Source organism: Streptomyces sp. RLA123, assembly GCF_056270165.1.
Genome location: NZ_JBWDOR010000003.1, coordinates 5646924 through 5665992 on the forward strand (window position 1 = coordinate 5646924; position 19069 = coordinate 5665992).

Consider the following 19069-nt stretch of genomic DNA (forward strand, 5'->3'; position numbering starts at 1 on the left):
GTCGCCGCCCGTGAGTCCCCGCTCCCCAGGAGACCCTTTCCGTCATGCGCGCGTTCTTCCATGCCGTCCGCCTCCTCGGGCTCCTGCTCGGCTTCTACGTCATGGCCCTCGGCCTGCTCGCGGTGATCGTCGCCGTGAACGTCGCCCTCTTCGACGCGGCGCTCAAGGGGGGTTACGTGAGCTTCGTGTTCGTGGGCATCAGCGTCGCCTTCGCCTCGCCACTGGTCTCGGGGTTGGTTGCCTCCGTCCGCGGGACGAACCGCCACCGGCCCGACGGGCTGTGCGTGAGCGCGGACGAGCAGCCGGAGTTGTGGGCGCGCGTCCTCAAGGTGGCCGCCGCGACGGGCACGTCCGGCCCCGTCGAGCTCTGGCTCGTGGCGGAGCCGGTAGCGGCGGTCTGGCAGTCCTCCTGGCTGCTCGGGCTGGTGGCCGGACGCCGGCGGATGGTGCTCGGCATCCCGTACCTCGTCGGCCTGACGGAGCATCAACTCGACGCGGTCATCGCCCACGAGATCGGCCACTTCGCCCGGCGCGACACTTTCCTGTCGGGACTGTCCGCCCGCAACCGCATCGGTCTGACGCGGGTTCTCGATCGGTACGCCGGGGACGGCAACGGCATCGGCCACGCGATGGGCTCGCTGTTCGCCGGCTACGCCCGCTTCTGCCTGCGGGTGACGCAGACCGAAGCGCGCCTCGGGGAACTCGCCGCGGATCGCGCCGCCGCGCGGATCGCCGGACGCGACACCACCGCCGCCGCTCTCCGCCGGATACCTCTCGTCTCCGCCGCGTACTTGCGCTACCTGCGCGAGTACGCGGGCATCGGCATCGAGCTCGGTCTGCTCCCACCGGTCGAGGAGGTGCACTCCGGGTTCGCCGCGTTCCTGGACAGCGACACCTGGCGCGAGGAGGAGGGGCGTCTGCTCGCCGACCCGCCGCGGGAGAAGACCTCGCCCTACGACTCGCACCCTCCGATGCGCGAACGGGTCGCGGCGATCGAGGCGCTGCCCGCCGACGACGAGGGGGCGCGCCCCGAGGAGACGCGGCAGGCGGCGATGGGCCTCCTCGTGGATCCCGCCGGTACCTCCGCGCAGACGGTGCGGGTGCTGCCCTGGGCGGCGGAAGTGCGGCAACTGCCCTGGCGGGAACTGGCTGTGGCGGTGGGCTCGGCCGAACTCGCCGCGGAGACGGTACCGTTGCTGCGGGCCGCCCGTGCGGCCCTGCGAGGACCGGCGGACCTGGGGGCGGTACTGGACGCCGTCGACGCGGCGAAGTGGACCGAGATCGTCGACTGCATGCCGCGTCCCGGGTACGGGGGCCACATGCTGCTCGACGACTCCCTGCGGGCCCGCGCCCGCGCCGATGCCGCCGACGCGTTGTACTCCCTTGCCCTCGTGGCATTGGCCGAGGACGGCCGGGTCCGCTGGGAGCTGGACTGGGAGCGCGGCAGGCACCTGGAGTTCGACGAGGGCCTGCGTGCCGCCCTGGACCGCGCCGTGGACGCCGCCATCGATCCACAGGACGGCGCCGGGCCGGACACCACCGCGCTGCGCGATCTCGTCGGGCGCGCCGCCGAGCGGGCCCCGGCTCAGGCCTGAGCCGTGCCGGTCGGCACCTGCCGGGTGCGGGTCCAGTGGAGCAGGGCGTCCGCATGCCATGTGTTGACAACGCGTTCCGACGGGACGCCGCACTCCTCGGCGCGGGCGCAGCCGAAGATCTGCCAGTCGAGCTGGCCGGGGGCGTGGGCGTCGCTGTCGACGGAGAACAGGACGCCGGTGTCGACCGCTTTGCGCAGGAGCCTGCGCGGCGGGTCGAGGCGGTCGGGGCGGCTGTTGATCTCCACCGCGACGCCGAAGCGCTCGCAGGCGGCGAAGACCAGGTCCGCGTCGAACTCCGACTCCGGGCGGGACTTGCCGCGCACCAGGCGGCCCGTGCAGTGGCCGAGCACGTCCACCAGCGGATTGCTCACGGCCGAGACCAGGCGCCGGGTCATCTCGTCCCGTTCCATCCGCAGCTTGGAGTGGGCGGAGGCGACCACCACGTCCAGCTGGTCCAGCAGTTCCGCGCTCTGGTCGAGCGATCCGTCCGCGAGGATGTCGCACTCGATGCCGGTCAGCAGCCGGAAGGGCGCGGGCAGGCGTTCGTTCAGTTCGGCGACGACCGCCAGTTGGGCGCGGAGCCGGTCGGCGGTCAGGCCGCGGGCGACGGTGAGCCGCGGGGAGTGGTCGGTGAGCACCGCCCACTCGTGGCCGAGCGCCGCCGCCGTACGGGCCATGGTCTCGATCGGGCTGCCCCCGTCGGACCAGTCGGAGTGCAGGTGGCAGTCGCCGCGCAGCGCCGCCCGCAGCCGCTGCCCCGCGTCCCCCTCGGGCCGGGGCACGGCGTCCGTCCCGCCGCCCTCCTCCAGCCGGGTGAGGTAGGCGGGCCTGCCGCCGTCCAGGGCCTCCCGGACGACGGCGGCGGTCTTCGGTCCCAGGCCCTTGATCTCCTCCAGGGCGCCGGAAACGGCCGCGCGCCGCCGGAGCTCGTCCGGCGGCAACGCGGTGACCGCGGCGGCGGCGCCCCGGAAGGCCCGTACCCGGTAGGTCGGGGCGCCGTCCCGCTCCAGCAGGAAGGCGATCCGGTCCAGCGCCTCGACGGGGTCCATGCCTCCAGGATCAGGTCTTGTTGCGGAACCTCGCCACCGCCAGCGGCGCGCTGATCACCGTGATGCCGACGGCCCACATGAGCGTCATCATGACCGAGTGCGCCACCGCGCCCCCGTTGATGAGGTTGCGGGAGGCGTCCGCGAGGTTGGACAGCGGGTTGTACCGGGTGAAGGCCTCCAGCCAGCCCGGCATGGTGGTGGGCTTGGCGAAGATCGAGCTTCCGAACTGCAGCGGCAGGACGACGATCATGGACAGCCCCTGGACGGACTGGGGGGTCCGGGCGACCAGACCCAGAAGGATGAAGACCCACATCAGCGAGGCGCCGAAGGCCAGGGAGAGCACCACCGCGCACACCAGGCCGAAGACGCCGTTGTCCACGTGCAGGCCCAGGATGAAGCCCATCGCGAGCAGGATGACCGTGGCGACCAGCGCCCGGCCGATCTCGACGACGATCTTCGCCAGCAGCACGGAGGAGCGGGCGATCGGCATGGTCCGGAAGCGGTCCATGACCCCGGTCTTGAAGTCCGAGTTGACTCCGGTGCCGACGGCCATCGCGATGTTCATGCCCATCATGGCCATCAGGCCGGGCACCATGTAGTTGACGTACTTCTCCTGGCTGCCCTCCAGCGCGCCGCCGAAGACGTACACGAACAGCAGGGTGAAGACGATCGGCATCAGCAGGGCGTCGAACATCGACTCCGGGTCCTGCCGGATCTGCAGGACGTTGCGGCGCACCAGGGCACCGATGTGCCGGAGGTTGGCCCGCAGTCCGATCCGCGGATCGGTGTCCACGGCCGCGGCGGTGGGCGCGGCGGGGGCGGTGATGGCGGTCATGCGGCGAGTTCCTCTCGGTCCTTGGGGGTGCCGCTGCCGTGCGTGACGGCCAGGAACACCTCGTCCAGGCTGGGCAGATGGGTGTCGATGCCGGCGATCGCGAAGCCGTGCTCGCCGAGTGCGGCCACGACCTGCGTCAGCTGCTCGTCGCTGATGATCGGTACGTTGAGCACGCCGCGCGCGTGGTCCGGGACGGCCTGCGCCCCCGTGCCGAGGGCCGCCGCCATGGCGTTCAGCGTGCCCGGGTCGACCGGGCGCACCTGCAGGGTGCGGCCGCCGACCTTGGCCTTGAGCTCCTCGACCCGGCCGCCGGCGATGACCCGGCCGCGGTCGATGACCGTCAGCTCGTGGGCGAGCTTCTCGGCCTCCTCCATGTACTGCGTGGTCAGCAGCACGGTCGAGCCCTCCGCGACCATGTTCTGCACCTCGTCCCACACCTCGTTGCGGGTGCGGGGGTCCAGGCCGGTCGTCGGCTCGTCCAGGTAGAGCACGGCCGGGCGGCCGATCATCGACGCCGCCAGGTCCAGGCGGCGGCGCATGCCGCCGGAGTACTCCTTGGCCGGCTTGCGGGCCGCCTCGGTGAGCGAGAACCGCTCCAGCAGCTCGTCCGCCCGCAGCCGGGCCTCTCGGCGCGGCAGGTCGAGCAGCCGGCCGATCATGTACAGGTTCTCGCGGCCCGACAGCGACTCGTCCACCGAGGCGTACTGCCCGGTCAGCCCGATCACCCGGCGCAGCTGCCGCGGCTGCGCCATCACGTCGTAGCCCGCCACCATCGCCGTACCGGCGTCGGGCCGGACCAGCGTGGACAGGATGCGCACCAGCGTCGTCTTCCCGGCCCCGTTCGGTCCCAGTACCCCGAGCACGGTCCCCTGCCGCACGTCCAGGTCCACTCCGTCGAGGGCTTTCGTCTCCCCGTAGCGCTTCACGAGCCCCCGTACCCTCACGGCGGCCTCCGCGCTCTTCACGTCTCGCTGTGTCATGCCCGTACTCTCGCCCCACCCACCGACACGGCGCCGACATATCGCTGACAGAGCCACCGATACGGTGCCGACACGGCGCCGACGGGCCGCCGACGGCGGCACCGCCGGTGTTCCGCCGCCGCGGACGTCCTGATCCTGCGGGACCGAGTCGCCCGGGAGGTCAGGGGCCCGCTCCCGGGCCGGCCGGAGCGGCGATGCGCCCCGGGACCGAGCATCGTCGCAGGCGCCTGAGCAGCGCGAACGGCCGGAGGGGGACGCGCTGTGCGCGTCCCCCTCCGGCCGTTCGCCCCGCGGGGCTCAGACGTTCACCGACACCAGCCGCTGTCCCTGCGCCGTGATGACGTCAAAGCGCGCGATGTCGTCCGGCTGCATCCCCGCGGACCCGTCGAGCGTCAGCGGCTGCGGCTGGGCGGAGGTGCCGTAGCCCGCCGTGGGGACGCTCCAGGTGGAGACGGTCTGCTGGGAGCCGTCCTTGCCGATGGCGACGAGCCGGCAGGTGAGCGGGCCCTGGACGCCGGCGAGGTTGAGGCCGATCTCGCTGCCCCACTTCTTCTCGTTGACGCCCACCGTGGCCTTGACGCCCGTGGAGCTGTCGGAGCTCTTGAACTCCTGGGCGTAGGCCTGCGTCGCCGGGGAGTCCGAGCCGCCGGAGGCCACCACCGCGACCGTCGGGCCGCCGATGATCAGGGCGACGGAGGCCGCGAGCGCGAACATCCGGCGCCGGGCGCGGGTCTTGCGCTCGTCGGAGACCTTGCCGAGGAGCTTGCCGAGGACCGCGTCGCCGCTGGGCGGCTGCGGCGCGCCGGCGCCGGCGGGGGCGAGTTCGGCGAGCACGGGCACGAGCCCGCTCAGCTCGTCGAGCTGCTGGCCGCACTGGTGGCAGATGGCGAGGTGCTCCTCGAAGCGCGCCATGTCGGCGTCGTCGAGCACGCCGAGCACGTAGGCCCCGACGTCGACATGCGGATCGTGAGGCGCACCTGCCCCGGAACCGTAACCGTAGACCGTCACGAGGTGGTCACACCCCTTTCCTCAAGAGCGATTTTCAGTGAGCGGAGGGCATAGAAGACCCGCGAGCGCACGGTGCCGGGCGGTACCCCCAGCGTCGCCGCGGCCTCGTTGACCGTCCGGCCCTTGAAGTACGTTTCGATCAACACCTGGCGGTGGGCCTCGGTGAGATCTTCCAGTGCGTCGGAGATCGTCATCAGCCTCAGGGAGCGTTCGAGTTCGTCCTCGGCCGGGAGCTGGTCGAGGGCGGCCGGGGAGGCCTCCGGGGGCCGTGCCTGACGGCTGCGGTGGCCGTCTATCACGATCCGTCGGGCGACCGTCACCAGCCAGGGCCGCAATGACCGGGCGCCCGGGTCGAGCCGCGAGGCGCTCTTCCATGCGCGCAGGAGGGTTTCCTGCACGACGTCCTCGGCGAGGTAGCGGTCACCGCCGACCAGCCGAAGGACATATGCGAAGAGCGCGCCCGCGTGTTCGCGGTAGAGCGCCCGCATGAGGTCCTCTTCGGGGACCCCACCTGAGCGATGGTCGGCCACGAGCGCATCCTGCCCTACTGATCGCTGCGGGTCGAGTCCTCGCAATGCCTGCTGTCCCATCAGTATCCGTCTGACCCGTTCTGGGTGGTGGCGCTCTTCGCCCGTGTACCGGGCCCGGCCTTCTCGCCTTGGGTGTCGGCCGCGAACCAGACCGTGTCCACGCCCTGGCCCTTGGTGTCGCCCGGGTTCTTGTCGCCCATGAAGCGGTAGAGCGGCCAGCCGTTGAGCGTGAGCTGGAGGGAACCGTCAGGACGCTTGACGCTGCCGACCAGGTTCTGGTCCACGCCCTGCACCTGGGTGTCGGAGACCGCGGCGGCCGGCTGCCACCGGGTCGCGCACGGGCCGGCGCAGGTCGAGGTCGGCGGGACGTTCTTGTCCTGGTCGAAGCGGTAGAGGACCCAACCCTGGTTGTCGGTGACGAGGGTGCCCAGCTGGGCGTTGTCCACGGTCCGCAGTCCCGCCGCCGGCTGTGGGGCGGAGGGCTGGGGAAGGACCGCGTCCACCGGGGGACCGCTGCCGCCGCTCGCGTTGCAGGCGGTGGCAGCGATCAGCATCGTGGCGGCGAAAACCCCCGCGATCACTGATCGGTGCAGCTTGGTAAGGCTCACGCCAAGGCCCCCGGCATTCCTGTTCCGTGCTCCGCCCCCTGGTGGGCGGCTGCCCACTCATACGGGCGGGGGGCCGGGTGTACTCAACCGTCCCGGAAAAAACTTCCGCCCCGGGGAGGGGGATTCCCGGGGCGGAAGCAGGCGGCAGGGCGCACCGCCGCTCAGGAGGGTCTTCAAAGGGCCGGACCCCGGCGGGGGCGACCGGCGGACGACCTCAGTGGAAGCTGTGCTCCGCGGCGGGATAGGCCCCGCCGGTCACGTCCTCCGCGAAGGCCTTCGCGGCGCCGCCGAGCGTCTCGCGCAGGGCGGCGTACTGCTTGACGAAGCGCGGCACGCGGCCGCCGGTCATCCCCGCCATGTCGGTCCACACCAGCACCTGGGCGTCGCACTCCGCGCCCGCGCCGATGCCGACCGTCGGGATGTGCAGACTGCGGGTGACCTCCGCGGCCAGCTCCGCCGGGACCAGCTCCAGGACGACGGCGAAGGCACCGGCGTCCTGCACGGCCTTGGCGTCGCGCAGCAGCTGCTGCGCCGCCTCCTCGCCGCGGCCCTGCACGGTGTAGCCGCCGAAGGCGTTGACCGACTGCGGAGTGAGGCCGATGTGGGCCATCACGGGGATGCCGGCCTGGACCAGCAGCTCGATCTGGTGGGCGGAACGCTCGCCGCCCTCCAGCTTCACCGCGCCGACCCCGGCCTCCTTCAGCAGGCGGGTGGCGCTGCGCAGCGCCTGCGTCGGGCCCTCCTGGTACGAGCCGAAGGGCAGGTCGCCGATCACCATCGCGCGCTTGGTGCCGCGCACGACGGCGGCGGCGAGCATCGTCATCTCGTCCAGCGTGACCGGGACGGTGCTGTCGTAGCCGAGGTGGCAGTTGCCCATCGAGTCGCCGACCAGCAGGACGGGGATCCCGGCCTCGTCGAAGACGGACGCGGTCATCGCGTCGTAGGCGGTGAGCATGGGCCACTTCTCGCCGCGCTCCTTGGCGGCGGCGATGTCCCGGACCGTGATGCGCCGGGTGCCCTTGCCCCCGTACAGCGCCTTGCTGCTGTCGGATGCGGACGGGGCAGGCGGCTGGGCAGCGGAAACGGCGTGCGTCATCGCAACGCTCCTTGTGTTCATCTCGAGGCGCCCTGACGGCGTCCCCGGACCGTTTCCATGCTGACACGACCTGTCGTCCGCGCAAAGGGGGACTCCGGTCACTTCGTTTTGCCGAGGCTTTACAATACGAGACGGTCTCGTATCGAAATGCGGGTCTAGCGTGGAATCATGTCCGCCGACGTGCCGCAGAGCCGGCCCCTCAGCGTCCCGGAGGCGGTCCACCGCCGCCGCTGGGCGATTCTCAGCGTCCTGTTGCTCAGCCTCCTCGTGGTGGTGCTGGACAACTCGATCCTCAACGTGGCGATGAAGACCATCGCCGAGCCCGCCCCCACCGGCCTGGGTGCCACCCAGAGCCAGCTGGAATGGGCGATCAACTCCTACACGCTGGTCTTCGCGGGTCTGCTCTTCACCGCCGGCCTGCTCGGCGACCGGATCGGCCGCAAGAAGGTGCTGCTCTTCGGCATGGTCGTCTTCGGCATCGGATCGGTGCTGTCGGCCTTCGCCGGCTCCTCCGGGGAGCTGATCGGCTTCCGCGCCGTCATGGGATTCGGCGGCGCGTTCGTCATGCCCGCCACCCTCGCCATCATCATCAATGTCTTCGAGCGCGAGGAGCAGCCCAAGGCGATCGGCATATGGACCGGCGCCGTGGGCCTGGCCATCGCCATCGGCCCGGTCACCGGCGGCCTGCTGCTCCAGCACTTCTGGTGGGGCTCGGTCTTCCTGGTGAACGTGCCGATCATCCTGGTCGCGCTGGTGGCGATGGTGCTGCTCGTCCCCGACTCCCGGGACCCGCGGCCGGGCCGGCTCGACCCGATCGGTGTGCTGCTGTCCATCGTCGGCCTCGTGCTGCTGGTGTACGGCATCATCAAGGGCGGCCAGCTGGCCGACTTCGGGGCCCCGGAGGCCTGGACGACCATCGTCGGCGGCCTGGTGATCCTGGGCGCGTTCGTCTGGTTCGAGGCGCGCAGCACACACCCCGCCTTCGACGTGGCGTACTTCCGCAACCCGACCTTCTCGGCCTCGGTCTCCGCGATCGGCCTGGTCTTCTTCGCGCTCATGGGCGTGACGTTCTTCATGGTCTTCTACATGCAGAGCGTGCGCGGCTACAGCGCCCTGGAGTCCGGTCTGCTGCTGCTCCCGCTGGCCGTCGCGCAGCTGATCTTCGCGCCGCGGGCCCGGCTCGTCGTCGACCGCATCGGCGCCCGGGCGACCTGCGGCGCCGGCCTCGGGCTGATCGCGCTGTCCTTCCTCGGCTTCCAGCTGCTGGACTCCGACAGCCCGATCTGGATCCTGGAGCTGCTGTTCTTCCTCATGGGCACGGCCATGGCGCACGTGATGCCGCCGGCGACCGTCGCGATCATGTCCTCGCTGCCGCGTGAGAAGGCCGGCTCGGGCTCCGCCGTCAACAACACCTTCCGGCAGGTCGGCGGCGCCCTCGGCGTGGCAGTCCTCGGCTCGGTGATGTCCACGGTCTACCGTGACGGCATCAAGGACCATCTGACCGGCCTCCCCCCCGGCGTACAGCACCAGGCCGGCGAGTCCATCGAGGCCACCCGGGCCATCGCCGAGCACATGGGGCCCGCGGGCAAGGCGCTGATCGCCCCCGCCACCGACGCGTTCATCCACGCCATCCACGTCACCGCCTGGGCCTCGACCGCCGTCGCACTGCTCGGGATGCTCGTCGTGCTGATCTTCCTGCCGCGCAAGGGCGCCGAGTCGCGGCCCGCGGGCGGCGAGGAGCGTGAGGCCCGTCCGGTCGAGGTGAGCCGATGACGGTGCCGGTACCGGCGACGCCCGCGCGGGAGCACTCCGAGGCCGGACGGCCCCGGTGCCCGCGCGGGCGTCCGCGCAGCGCGAAGGCCGACTCGGCGATCGTCGAGGCCGTCCTGCGGCTCATCGAGGAGGGCGCCACCATCGGCGGGCTGTCCATGGAGGGCATCGCGCGCGCCGCGGGCGTCGGCAAGGCCACCGTCTACCGGCGCTGGCCCGGCAAGGACGCCCTCATGCTCGACGTCCTGCGGTCCGTCGACGAGGAGGCGCCCGAGCTCGCGGGCGTCTCGGTCCGGGACGACCTGGTGACCTGCGTGGAGTTCATACGGCGCCGCGCCCTGGTGAAGCGGTCGTCCGCGCTCATGCGCAACGTCCTCGCCCAGTTCCAGAACGTGCCCGAGCTGTGGGCCGCGTACCACGACACGGTCATCGTCACCCGCCGCCGGCAGGTCGCCGAGGTGCTGGCGCGCGGCGTCCGCGAGGGCGAACTGCGCGACGACGTGGACCCGGAACTCCTCAGCGACCTCTTCGTCGGCCCGATGCTCTCCCGTGTGATGCTGCGGCCCGAGGCCTCTCTTCCGGACGGGCTGTCCGAGCAGATCGTGGACTCGGTGCTGCGTGGTGTGCGTACCGCGCCGTGAGTGAGCGGGGAGCAGCGGGCGGAATGTGCCCGTTGTGTCACAGGCGGCCACCCGCCACCCCTCGCGGGAACCCGCCGTCCGGCGCGCCCCGTCCTCCTTGCGTCGATCCCCTATGGTCGACTGAGCACTTCGCAAGACAGTGAGGACTTCCCCCATGGCGCAGGCGTACGACGCGAACGTGACCACCGAAGGCGGCGGAAAGCCGCGACGCGGGTCCGGCGCGGCGGGACGATTCAGGCGTTATGTCGGGAAGTTCAGGGACGGCATGTGGCGGCGCGGCATCATCACCGCCGTACTGGCCGTCCTCACGGCCCTGTTGATGGGCTTTCACGGGACCCTGCCCAACCGGATCGGCAATGTGGGCAGCCTGCTGGAGACCTTCCTGCCGTGGGTGGGGCTGGCGATCCCGGTCCTGCTGGTGGTGGCCGTGCTGCGGCGCTCGGCGACCGCGCTGATCGCGCTCCTGCTGCCGTTGCTGGTCTGGGTCAACTTCTTCGGCGGCCTGCTGTCCGACAAGCACACCGGCGGCGGCGATCTGACCGTGCTCACGCACAACGTCAACGCCGACAACCCCGACCCGACCGGCACCGCTCACGACCTCATCGCCTCCGGCGCCGACGTGATCGCCCTGGAGGAGATCGCCGCCGGTCAGGCGCCCTCGTACGAGAAGGGCCTCGGTACCGCGTACCCGTATCACTCGGTGCAGGGCACGGTCGGGCTGTGGAGCAAGTACCCGCTCACCGGCGTGCACCCGGTCGACATCGGGCTCGGCTGGGTCCGCGCCATGCGCGCCGCGATCGCCACGCCGGACGGGAAGGCCGCAGTCTACGTCGCCCACCTGCCCTCGGTACGCGTCAAGTTCAACGCGGGCTTCACGGCGGGGGAGCGGGACCACAGCGCCGACGACCTCGGCGAGGCCATCGCCGGGGAGAAGACGCCCGACGTGATCCTCATGGGCGACCTCAACGGGACCATGAACGACCGCTCGCTCGCCAACATCACCTCGCAGATGCGCTCCACGCAGGGCGCGGCCGGCCACGGGTTCGGCTTCAGCTGGCCCGCCGACTTCCCGATGGCGCGGATCGACCAGATCCTCGTGAGGGGCGCGGAGCCCACCGACTCCTGGGTGCTGCCGCCGACCGACAGCGACCACCGGCCGGTGGCCGCGAAAGTGGCACTTTCGCAGTGAGCGGGTTTAACGTGCCGTTCGTCTGTGGGTGACACCACGGGAAGAATGGTCGGGGAGAGTTTGTTCCGAAGATAAACTAATGGTACTCCCCGCCTCCCACCACCCCGGAAGGGTCACTCATGCCTCTCGCCCTGCTCGCACTGGCGATCAGCGCATTCGGCATCGGTACGACGGAGTTCGTGATGATGGGCCTGCTGCCCAACGTCGCGGACGACCTGCACACCTCCATCCCGACCGCCGGCTACCTCATCTCCGGCTACGCCCTCGGTGTCGTCATCGGCGCGCCCCTGCTGGCCGCCCTCACCACGCGTATGCCGCGCAAGGCCCTGCTCATCATGCTCATGGGCCTGTTCACGGTCGGTAACACCCTCTCCGCGCTCGCCCCCAGCTTCGGCTGGCTGCTGGCCGGACGCATCGTGGCCGGACTCCCGCACGGCGCCTTCTTCGGCGCGGGCGCGGTCGTGGCGGCCGGGATGGTCGACCCGGCCCGCAGGGCCCGCGCGGTCTCCCTCATGATCGCCGGACTCACCGTCGCCAACGTCGTGGGTGTCCCCGCGGCCACGCTCATGGGCCAGCACCTGGGATGGCGGGCCACCTTCCTCACCGTCGGCGTGATCGGTCTCGTCGCCATGGCCAGCATCGCGCTCCTCGTCCCGCGCCTGCCCGTGACGCCGGGCGGCGGACTGCGGCACGAACTCTCGGCCTTCCGCAGCGGACAGGTCTGGCTGGCGCTGGCCACCACGATCTTCGGCTTCGCCGCGGTCTTCACGGTCTACAGCTACGTCACGCCGCTGCTCACCGAGGTCGCCGGATTCGACGAAGGCAGCGTCACGATCGTGCTGGCGCTCTTCGGGGTCGGCGCCACCATAGGCAACCTGCTCGGCGGCCGCCTCGCCGACCGGGCCATGCGGCCCGCCCTGCTCGGCAGCCTCGGCGCACTCGCGGTGGTCCTGCTCCTGTTCACGGTGACCGCGCACGCGCGATGGAGCGCGGCGCTCACCGTCGTCCTCCTCGGGATCGCCGCGTTCGCCGCGGGTTCGCCCCTGATGATGCTCGTCATGGACAAGGCCCGGCACGCCCCCGGCCTGGCCTCCGCCGCCAACCAGGCGGCATTCAACCTCGCCAACGCGGGCGGCGCGTGGCTCGGCGGCTTCGTCATCGCCGGTGGCTTCGGCTACGTCGCGCCCGCGGTCGCGGGCGCGGGGCTCGCGGTGAGCGGCGTCGCGATAGCGGTGGCGGCGGGACTGCTGGAGCGCCGTTCAGGCGCCGCGGCGTCGCGGGTCGTGGCGGCTGGGGCGCTGCGGGGGTCGCCCGAGCGGGTCGGCTAGCGCCTGGCTGCCTGGGTTTTTCCCCCGCCCGCCCGTGTGCCCGGCGCAGTCACGCGCCCCGACGCGCGTGTGTGGGCGGGCCTCCGGGGCCGGACATTCCCGGCAGCACATTCAGGTGCCTCGGGCGTTCTCCGTTGATCACCCCGGGTTGTGCACCCGAACACCCACCCTCCCCCCAGCCTCCGGCCGGGGGCGCCCCCAACACCCCCGCCTCCTCCGTTGTGTTCGCGCCTGATCCCCGGTGGGTGGTGTGGAGGCGGCCGCGGCTCGCGCCACCGTCGGCGCAGCGCGGCCGGGCCTCATCAGAACGCGCCGGGACTGTTGAGATCGGACGGCGCCCACTCCTCGGTCGACAACCACAGCGCATGGGCCGCCACTTGCGCCGGCGAGCGAGTCCTGACCGACAACGCACGGCGTCACCGCAAGAGCTTCGCCTGGTCGCAGGCGCGCCTGCCGATCCCGGTGCGGTCGGCAACCTCACTTGCGCCCACCGTCCGCAGACCAACGGTGACGTCGAACCACCACCGCCGCCACATCGCACGCGGCGGTCAACACCCCCTTTGCCGCGGGGTGATCATTCCCGTAACCCGACTGCGCCGCGCCGACGACGGCGCGAGCCACCGCCGCCCGCCACGCCTCACCGGGCGTCCGGCGTCGCGCACACAGCGGGAGGGAACGCCAGGCAACCCCATGGGCTCACAGCCGGCTGCACGCCCTGACCGCCACCGTGGGGCCGCGTGCAGGCAACCGCGACCACCCAGGACCGGCTCCACACCCCCCCACCGGGGAGGGCGGGGGTGGTGGGGCACCCCCGGCCGGAGGCGGGGGGGGCGGGCGGCGGGCGGGGAGAAACCCCGGCCCGGACGCGAAGCGTCAGGCGTGTTCGCGCCAGCGGTTCGTGATCGGAAGCCGCCGGTCCTTGCCGAACCCCTTCGCCGAGATCTTCGTACCCGGCGGATACTGCCGCCGCTTGTACTCCGCCGTGTCCACCATCCGCAGCACCTTCGAGACGAGCTCCGCGTCGAACCCCGCGGCGACGATCGCGTCGCGCCCCTGGTCCTGGTCGACGTACATCGCCAGCATCCGGTCGAGGACGTCGTAGTCCGGGAGGGAGTCCGTGTCCACCTGCCCCGGCCGCAGCTCCGCACTGGGGGGCTTGACGATGGAGTTCTCGGGGATGGGCGAGGTCTGGCCGCGCTCGGCCGCGGCGCGGTTCCGCCAGTGCGCGAGGCGGAAGACGGTGGTCTTGTAGACGTCCTTGATGGGCCCGTACGCGCCGACGGAGTCGCCGTACAGGGTGGAGTAGCCGACCGCGAGCTCGCTCTTGTTGCCCGGGGCGAGGACGATGTGCCCCTCCTGGTTGGAGATGGCCATGAGCATCGTGCCGCGCAGCCGGGACTGGAGGTTCTCCTCGGCGAGGCCGGTGAGCCCGAGGGCGCCCATGTAGGCGTCGAACATCGGGGCGATGGGGACGGTGCGGAAGTTGAGCCCGGTGCGCCGGGCGAGCTCGGCGGCGTCGTCCTTGGAGTGGTCCGAGGAGTACCGGGACGGCATGGAGACGCCGTAGACGTTGGCCGCCCCGACCGCGTCGCACGCGATGGCCGCGACGAGGGCCGAGTCGATGCCGCCGGAGAGCCCGATGAGCACCGAACGGAAGCCGTTCTTGGCGACGTAGGCGCGCAGGCCGACCACGAGCGCGGTGTAGATCTCCTCGTCGTCGCCGAGCCGGGCCGCCTCTTCGCCGCGGACCTCCGGCTCGTACGCCGGGAGCGGTGCGGCGGAGAGCGTGACGTGCTCGATCTCCAGGCCGTCGTCCACGACACCGCTGGGCACCTTGGCGGGGTCTGCGGCCGGCAGGTCGAGGTCGAGCAGGACGCACCCCTCCTCGAACTGCGGGGCGCGCCCGATCACGTCACCCGAGGCGGAGACGACGATCGAGTCGCCGTCGAAGACCAGCTCGTCCTGGCCGCCGATCATCGCGCCGTAGGCGAGGGTGCAGCCGGCCTCCTGGGCCCGCTTGCGCACCAGCTCCAGCCGGGTGTCGTCCTTGGCGACCTCGTACGGGGAGGCGTTGATCGCGACCAGCAGCCCGGCCCCGGCGGTGCGGGCGGCGGGCACGCGGCCGCCGTCCTGCCAGAGGTCCTCGCAGATGGCGAGGGCGACGTCGACCCCGTGCACCCGGATGACCGGCAGGGTGTCGCCGGGCACGAAGTAGCGGAACTCGTCGAAGACGCCGTAGTTGGGGAGGTGGTGCTTGGCGAACTTCAGCACGACCTTGCCGCCGTGCAGCACGGCGCCGGCGTTGCGTGGCGAGCCGGCCGGCTGGCCGTAACGCGGCTGGGCCTTCTCACTGCGGTCGAGGTAGCCGACGATCACCGGCAGGTCCCCGAAGCCCTCCGCGGCCAGCCGGGCCGCGAGCTGCTCCAGGGCGGTCCGGCTGGCTTCGACGAAGGAGGAGCGCAGCACGAGATCCTCGACGGGGTACCCGGTCAGCGCCATCTCGGGGAACGCCACGAGGTGGGCTCCCTGCTCGGCCGCGTGCCGGGTCCAGCGCACCACCGACTCCGCGTTGCCGGCGAGGTCGCCCACGGTGGAGTCGATCTGATTCAGAGCGAGGCGTAGTTGAGGCACGGCGCCCAGTGTAATCGTCAAATCGACGCGATGTAGGAGTGCGCGCTGTGTGGCGGGGACCACGTCCTGGCCGTCCTGACTGTCGGAGTGGTGCGACGGATGCGTAATCTTGTCGAAACCGCGGCGGGTGATACTGGCGTGCCCCCGCCATGCCCTCGGCTGTGGTGTACAGGCCTTATGACCTGCAAGGATGTAGCTATGGACAAGCAGCAGGAGTTCGTTCTCCGCACCCTTGAGGAGCGGGACATCCGCTTTGTGCGGCTTTGGTTCACGGACGTGCTGGGTTATCTGAAGTCCGTGGCCGTCGCGCCTGCCGAGCTGGAGCAGGCCTTCGACGAGGGCATCGGCTTCGACGGCTCCGCGATCGAGGGCTTCGCCCGGGTCTACGAGTCCGACATGATCGCCAAGCCGGACCCCGGCAGCTTCCAGATCCTGCCCTGGCGCGCCGAGGCGCCCGGCACCGCCCGGATGTTCTGCGACATCCTCATGCCCGACGGCTCCCCGTCGTACGCGGACCCGCGCTTCGTTCTCAAGCGGTCCCTGGCCAAGGCCTCCGACCTGGGGTTCACCTTCTACACGCACCCCGAGATCGAGTTCTTCCTGCTGAAGAACCTGCCGCTGGACGGCACCGTGCCGGTCCCGGCGGACAACTCCGGCTACTTCGATCACACGCCGCAGAACGTGGGCCAGGACTTCCGCCGCCAGGCGATCACGATGCTGGAGTCGATGGGCATCTCGGTGGAGTTCTCCCATCACGAGGGCGCCCCCGGCCAGCAGGAGATCGACCTGCGCTACGCGGACGCGCTGTCCACCGCCGACAACATCATGACCTTCCGGCTGGTCATGAAGCAGGTCGCACTGGAGCAGGGCGTGAACGCCACCTTCATGCCCAAGCCCTTCAGTGAGCACCCGGGCTCAGGCATGCACACCCACCTGTCCCTCTTCGAGGGCGACCGCAACGCCTTCCACGAGTCCGGTGCCGAGTACCAGCTCTCCAAGGTCGGCCGCTCCTTCATCGCGGGCCTGCTGAAGTACGCCGGCGAGATCTCCGCGGTCACCAACCAGTGGGTGAACTCCTACAAGCGCATCTGGGGCGGCGCCAACCGCCCCGCCGGCGCCGGCGGCGAGGCCCCCTCGTACATCTGCTGGGGCCACAACAACCGCTCCGCGCTGATCCGCGTCCCCATGTACAAGCCCGGCAAGACCGGCTCCACGCGCGTCGAGGTCCGCTCCCTCGACTCCGGCGCCAACCCCTACCTGGCCTACGCCGTGCTCCTCGCGGCCGGCCTCAAGGGCATCGAGCAGGGCATCGAACTCCCCCCGGGCGCCGACGACGACGTCTGGGCCCTGTCCGACGCCGAGCGCCGCGCCCTCGGGATCGAGCCCCTGCCGCAGAACCTCGGCGAGGCCATCCACCTCATGGAGCGCAGCGAACTGGTCGCCGAGACGCTCGGCGAGCACGTCTTCGACTTCTTCCTCCGCAACAAGAAGCAGGAGTGGGAGGAGTACCGCTCCGAGGTCACGGCCTTCGAGCTCCGCAAGAACCTCCCGAACCTGTAGTCGCAGGTCCGCGGGGTTTCCCGCGAATGGCGCGATCCGGGCCGGCAGCAGATCCACAGACTGCCCGACGCGCCGGAAGCTTACGGGGCCATGATCACTCGCGCCAAAGCAGCTCCCGCCCAAAAGCCGCTCCGCCGACCTCATCGATACCCTGTGGATCTCTGCTCCGAAGGGATCGGCAATGGAAGACCGCACGCGCTAACCGAGATGCTCGACACCGCGCGTAGCAGCGAGCGGGTGGCCCACTGACAGGCTCGGCGGGCCAACCGGCAAGCCGCGTCGCGGGTGTGTCGGCGGCTGACCCTAGGGTGCCCCCGTGAATGTGGATGATCTTCAGTGGCAGTTGAGCAACCTCGGCGGCGTCCTGCCGCGGATCGTGGACGAGATCCTCGAACGCGGCGGCCTGGAGGCCCTAGTGGAGGCGGCACGGGAGCGTGAGGACTGGTTCTGCGCTGCGGGTGCGGTGCGGGGGTTGTGTGCGGTGGGGGAGTTCGGACGGGCCTGGACGGTGGTGGAGCCGTTCGCGGCTACCGGTTGGCAGCCGGCGGTGCGGGCGGGCGCCGACGTCCTGTTGCGGTGGGGCCGCGTCGACCAGGCGCTGGAGCTGGCGCACCCCAAGAGGCCGCAGGAAAACGCGGTCGACGCGTGGCGGGACTACGCCGAGGCGCTGGTCCGGGCCGGGCGGGTGGACGACGCGATCGGCGTACTCGGCCCGCACCTGCGCGGCGGGCGCCTGCTGGGGGCCCTGGTGGAGATGACCGAGGGCCAGGGATGCGACGAGCGGGTGTTGGAGCTGCTGGCCCCGATCGCCGAGGAGTTCCGGCACGACCCGAAGCAGTGCGACGACCTGTGGGGTGCCCTCCCTGCCCAGGCCCGGGTCTTGGAGCGGTCCGGCCGGGCGGACCAGGCAATCCGGCTGCTCGGCGCGGACATGGCCGCACGCCGGTACGGGCCGCAGAACAATGTCAAGTTCTATGCCGAGCTGCTGGCCCGACACGGTCGGGTCGAGGAACTTCGCGACCTTTCCGACACCCAGAGGTACGCCGCCGTAGGCCCGTACGTGACGGCCCTGGAGAACCTGGGCCGAGCCGGGGAAGCGGAGGCGTACCTGCGCGACCTCATCGCCGCCAAGGATCCGGGCTGGCACGAGAGCACACTGATGGGACTGCTCATCCGTCAGGGCCGGGTAGACGACGCGATCGAGGCGGTGGAGCACACGTTCGACGACCTCTACGACGGGAACCTTCTCCAGGCGACCCTGATCGTGCTCGCCGACCGGGGCCTGCACGACAGAGCCCTTGGACTCACGGAAGGGCGCAGCCCCGAATTCCTGGCGGAGAACGATGAGTTCTGGCTCCGGTCCAACCGGTGGTGGCTGATGGGAGAGTCGGGACGCGCCAGGGAGGCAATCGCGGAGATCCAGGCGTTGCCAGCCGACAGGGTCGAGGACCGCGAGCTGACCATCGCCTGGCTGCTTGCCCAGGACGGCCGCGTCGAGGAGGCCATCGCCCTCCTACGCCCATTGCCCGGCGAACGGGCCGCGACCGACCTGGCCGAACTACTGATCCGGCAGGGCCGCCTCACCGAGGCCATTGCCGTCATCCCCGACGTGGCCGCCCAACGGGAGGAGAAACGACGCCACCAGCCCGGCAGACCTGAGCGACCGAGCAGCCAATAGTTCGCATCGAGAAGGTCACCAGCGCAGATCCCCGTGCCACTCTCGTGCCAGAACGGGCGGGGACTCAGAGGGAATCAGGGGGCGCAGGGGGACGCGCCGCCGAATCTGCCCAAGGCAGTGAACCCGCAGGTCAGGCTTGTGACCACCTCACCTCGCTCCTAAAGCGGTGATCCACACTGCCGGGTGAGATCATCCGTGGATGGCGCACGCACAGCTACCGTCGGGTTGGACGCTTCAGCGGATCCGCGACGTATCCGGCGACCAAGGGGCTATCGTCCTAGACCCAAACCGGGCAGCGAAGTGGGTTGCCTCCGACCCTCACGAGGTACTGCACCCGGAGATCGTTCTCGGGTTCCACAGCCTGTGCATCGTGAAGCCTGTCGATGATGACGACTGGTACATGGGCAGCCTGTGTGACGATGGCAGCATCGACTGTTGGACAGCCTACGACGATCTCCATGAGGCGCTACGCGGCCTGTGACGGGATGCGGGCTGAGTGTCTAACTGCGCTACAACTGTGGCGCACAGAGGCGCACAACCACGGACGCTCGCGGACAGTTCGTGCAGGTCA

Annotated in this window: 16 protein-coding genes; 8 read left to right on the plus strand and 8 right to left on the minus strand. The window is 71.0% G+C overall.

The features are described 5' to 3' along the window. The first annotated feature begins 44 nt into the window (after window positions 1–44). Complete coding sequence (locus tag RV983_RS25780; protein WP_475988098.1) at window positions 45–1595, plus strand: M48 family metallopeptidase; 1551 nt, start codon at window positions 45–47, stop codon at window positions 1593–1595. Here the strand turns inward: RV983_RS25780 and RV983_RS25785 are convergent. The 7 genes from RV983_RS25785 to panB all read right to left on the minus strand — a co-directional run bounded on the left by RV983_RS25785 (window position 1586) and on the right by panB (window position 7701). Then, window positions 1586–2644, minus strand: coding sequence for a PHP domain-containing protein (locus RV983_RS25785; protein WP_475988099.1), 1059 nt, complete (start codon window positions 2642–2644; stop codon window positions 1586–1588). The two genes, RV983_RS25780 and RV983_RS25785, sit on opposite strands and share 10 nt — an antisense overlap. A gap of 10 nt (window positions 2645–2654) precedes the next feature. After that, window positions 2655–3479 (minus strand): ABC transporter permease, encoded by an 825-nt coding sequence (locus RV983_RS25790; RefSeq protein WP_475988100.1) that lies wholly within the window; start codon window positions 3477–3479, stop codon window positions 2655–2657. Next, on the minus strand, window positions 3476–4459 hold the full coding sequence (locus RV983_RS25795; protein WP_475988101.1) for an ATP-binding cassette domain-containing protein: 984 nt from the start codon (window positions 4457–4459) through the stop codon (window positions 3476–3478). Before RV983_RS25795 ends, RV983_RS25790 begins: the two co-directional genes overlap by 4 nt. Window positions 4460–4756: 297 nt before the next feature. Then, window positions 4757–5467 carry an anti-sigma factor family protein gene (locus tag RV983_RS25800; RefSeq protein WP_475988102.1) on the minus strand — a complete coding sequence of 237 codons (711 nt, stop codon included), beginning with the start codon at window positions 5465–5467 and terminating at the stop codon, window positions 4757–4759. Beyond that, window positions 5464–6057, minus strand: a complete 594-nt coding sequence (locus RV983_RS25805; RefSeq protein WP_475988103.1) for a sigma-70 family RNA polymerase sigma factor — start codon at window positions 6055–6057, stop codon at window positions 5464–5466. Before RV983_RS25805 ends, RV983_RS25800 begins: the two co-directional genes overlap by 4 nt. Beyond that, entirely contained in the window at window positions 6057–6605 is a 549-nt protein-coding gene (locus tag RV983_RS25810; RefSeq protein ID WP_475988104.1) for a hypothetical protein, read from the minus strand. Before RV983_RS25810 ends, RV983_RS25805 begins: the two co-directional genes overlap by 1 nt. A 214-nt stretch (window positions 6606–6819) precedes the next feature. Next, entirely contained in the window at window positions 6820–7701 is an 882-nt protein-coding gene (gene panB, locus RV983_RS25815; RefSeq protein WP_475988105.1) for a 3-methyl-2-oxobutanoate hydroxymethyltransferase, read from the minus strand. A 168-nt stretch (window positions 7702–7869) separates the two neighbouring features. Between panB and RV983_RS25820 the strand changes: the two genes are divergently transcribed. The 4 genes from RV983_RS25820 to RV983_RS25835 all read left to right on the plus strand — a co-directional run bounded on the left by RV983_RS25820 (window position 7870) and on the right by RV983_RS25835 (window position 12629). Continuing rightward, complete coding sequence (locus RV983_RS25820; RefSeq protein ID WP_475988106.1) at window positions 7870–9474, plus strand: MFS transporter; 1605 nt, start codon at window positions 7870–7872, stop codon at window positions 9472–9474. Beyond that, window positions 9471–10112, plus strand: coding sequence for a TetR/AcrR family transcriptional regulator (locus RV983_RS25825; protein ID WP_475988107.1), 642 nt, complete (start codon window positions 9471–9473; stop codon window positions 10110–10112). The genes RV983_RS25820 and RV983_RS25825 overlap by 4 nt, the downstream gene beginning before the upstream one ends. Before the next feature lie 265 nt (window positions 10113–10377). After that, a complete protein-coding gene (locus tag RV983_RS25830) occupies window positions 10378–11301 on the plus strand; it encodes an endonuclease/exonuclease/phosphatase family protein (protein WP_475990458.1) in 924 nt (307 codons plus the stop codon). A gap of 119 nt (window positions 11302–11420) precedes the next feature. Then, window positions 11421–12629: an MFS transporter gene (locus RV983_RS25835; RefSeq protein ID WP_475988108.1), complete on the plus strand. Its 1209-nt coding sequence runs from the start codon at window positions 11421–11423 to the stop codon at window positions 12627–12629. An 873-nt stretch (window positions 12630–13502) separates the two neighbouring features. On the opposite strand, the gene RV983_RS25840 is transcribed toward RV983_RS25835, so the two are convergent. Next, a complete protein-coding gene (locus RV983_RS25840; RefSeq protein WP_475988109.1) occupies window positions 13503–15260 on the minus strand; it encodes an NAD+ synthase in 1758 nt (585 codons plus the stop codon). Between the two features lie 198 nt (window positions 15261–15458). Between RV983_RS25840 and RV983_RS25845 the strand changes: the two genes are divergently transcribed. From RV983_RS25845 to RV983_RS25855, 3 genes are all read left to right on the plus strand, one after another. Next, window positions 15459–16820, plus strand: a complete 1362-nt coding sequence (locus RV983_RS25845; protein WP_475988110.1) for a glutamine synthetase family protein — start codon at window positions 15459–15461, stop codon at window positions 16818–16820. 322 nt (window positions 16821–17142) lie between these two features. Next, entirely contained in the window at window positions 17143–18498 is a 1356-nt protein-coding gene (locus tag RV983_RS25850; RefSeq protein WP_475988111.1) for a hypothetical protein, read from the plus strand. Between the two features lie 199 nt (window positions 18499–18697). Then, the gene (locus RV983_RS25855; RefSeq protein WP_475988112.1) at window positions 18698–18979 is read left to right on the plus strand and encodes a hypothetical protein; all 282 of its coding nucleotides are present in this window, start codon (window positions 18698–18700) and stop codon (window positions 18977–18979) included. The last annotated feature ends 90 nt before the right edge of the window (window positions 18980–19069 follow it).

Bases quoted from the DNA above. Each gene is read 5' to 3' on its own strand.
- RV983_RS25780 (WP_475988098.1), top strand. From the start codon at position 45: ATGCGCGCGTTCTTCCATGCCGTCCGCCTCCTCGGGCTCCTGCTCGGC.
- RV983_RS25785 (WP_475988099.1), bottom strand. From the start codon at position 2,644: ATGGACCCCGTCGAGGCGCTGGACCGGATCGCCTTCCTGCTGGAGCGG.
- RV983_RS25790 (WP_475988100.1), bottom strand. From the start codon at position 3,479: ATGACCGCCATCACCGCCCCCGCCGCGCCCACCGCCGCGGCCGTGGAC.
- RV983_RS25795 (WP_475988101.1), bottom strand. From the start codon at position 4,459: ATGACACAGCGAGACGTGAAGAGCGCGGAGGCCGCCGTGAGGGTACGG.
- RV983_RS25805 (WP_475988103.1), bottom strand. From the start codon at position 6,057: ATGGGACAGCAGGCATTGCGAGGACTCGACCCGCAGCGATCAGTAGGG.
- panB (WP_475988105.1), bottom strand. From the start codon at position 7,701: ATGACGCACGCCGTTTCCGCTGCCCAGCCGCCTGCCCCGTCCGCATCC.
- RV983_RS25820 (WP_475988106.1), top strand. From the start codon at position 7,870: ATGTCCGCCGACGTGCCGCAGAGCCGGCCCCTCAGCGTCCCGGAGGCG.
- RV983_RS25825 (WP_475988107.1), top strand. From the start codon at position 9,471: ATGACGGTGCCGGTACCGGCGACGCCCGCGCGGGAGCACTCCGAGGCC.
- RV983_RS25830 (WP_475990458.1), top strand. From the start codon at position 10,378: ATGTGGCGGCGCGGCATCATCACCGCCGTACTGGCCGTCCTCACGGCC.
- RV983_RS25835 (WP_475988108.1), top strand. From the start codon at position 11,421: ATGCCTCTCGCCCTGCTCGCACTGGCGATCAGCGCATTCGGCATCGGT.
- RV983_RS25845 (WP_475988110.1), top strand. From the start codon at position 15,459: ATGGACAAGCAGCAGGAGTTCGTTCTCCGCACCCTTGAGGAGCGGGAC.
- RV983_RS25855 (WP_475988112.1), top strand. From the start codon at position 18,698: ATGGCGCACGCACAGCTACCGTCGGGTTGGACGCTTCAGCGGATCCGC.